The 1159-nt window shown below is 35.7% G+C and carries 1 protein-coding gene and 1 pseudogene; one reads left to right on the forward strand and one right to left on the reverse strand.

Going from position 1 to position 1159, the window contains the following annotated elements; genetic code table 11:
- Positions 1 to 126: 126 nt before the first annotated feature.
- Positions 127 to 639 (forward strand): SDR family oxidoreductase, encoded by a 513-nt coding sequence (locus tag D0T84_RS22275; protein WP_163310109.1) that lies wholly within the window; start codon positions 127 to 129, stop codon positions 637 to 639.
- 329 nt (positions 640 to 968) lie between these two features.
- Here D0T84_RS22275 and D0T84_RS22705 read toward each other — a convergent pair.
- Positions 969 to 1159: pseudogene (locus D0T84_RS22705) on the reverse strand (hypothetical protein); the annotation flags it as partial.

The following is a 1159-nucleotide window of genomic DNA, read 5'->3' on the forward strand; positions in this document are numbered from 1 at the left end:
TATAGATGAACTGTTTACAAAAAATAATTACAAATCAATAAGTCCTGGTGACGATAAACAGTTGAAACTGTTTGATTTATAACCGGACACTAGTGTAACGAAATTAATCATTAAAAAATCAGCAATATGGCATTAAAGACATCTCCACTTATACTTGTAATAGGAGGCACGGGAACACAGGGCGGAAATGCGGCACGGGAACTTTTGAAAAACGGACACCGTGTGCGTATTCTTACAAGAAACCCGGAATCAATTGCCGCAAAGCAAATGGCGGAAGCAGGAGCAGAAGTAGTAAAAGGCGATATGAGTTATTTACAGTCGCTCGAACCGGCCATGCAGGACGTAACAGCTATTTTCTCGGCTCAATATGCCGACCCCAACGACCCTTCGATAGAATTGCGCAATGCGAGCAATATGGTTCTAATGGCGCAGAAAACGGGCATTCAACAAATCGTACATACATCAGTAATTGGAAGCAATATTTTCCCACGGTGGGACAAATATAAAGCCTTAATTGATGTCATATCTACCCCCGACAGTAAAAGCTACGTGGTAACCAACGGGCTTCAACAGGGAGACCGTATTGTTACCGATGGTATCGTTTCTCTTAACCAGGGTAAAAAAATAAGTGTAGAATAATTTTTTCTTCCTATTTGTGCTTCTTTACGTTCTGTAACTCCGAAGCATTTTCAATAGTTCGTTATAAATAGATATAATTGATTGATTTTCAACAAAATAAGCATTAAATAATTTGGATAGTTCGCTGATTATCAATATCTTAGTAGATTGACCAAAATCTATAAAGTAATGACAACCAACGAACATCCAAATGCTAATGTATTTATACTTAATACTTTAAGTTCAGATATTTTTTCAAATATCAAGCAGACAAGAAAAAATTTTATATTCCACCTGCTAATGTTTTATTTACAATAGTTCGTTATAAATTTCTATAGTTTTTACGCTATTCATGCAGTTCTATAGGTTGCTATATCAATTAGTTCTTTGACAAGTTTGTCATTTATCTTTCTGTTGGGCTTAAACCCAGACAGCTCAAAAAATCTTTTGAGTATATATGAGTTGTACATCAGGTTTTTAAGTGTGTCCATAGAAAAGGGTATTCCATTCTCCTTCATCATTATTTTGGCAGCATTTACAG

The organism is Dysgonomonas sp. 521 (genome assembly GCF_010501055.1).
In the GTDB taxonomy this organism is placed as follows: domain Bacteria; phylum Bacteroidota; class Bacteroidia; order Bacteroidales; family Dysgonomonadaceae; genus Dysgonomonas.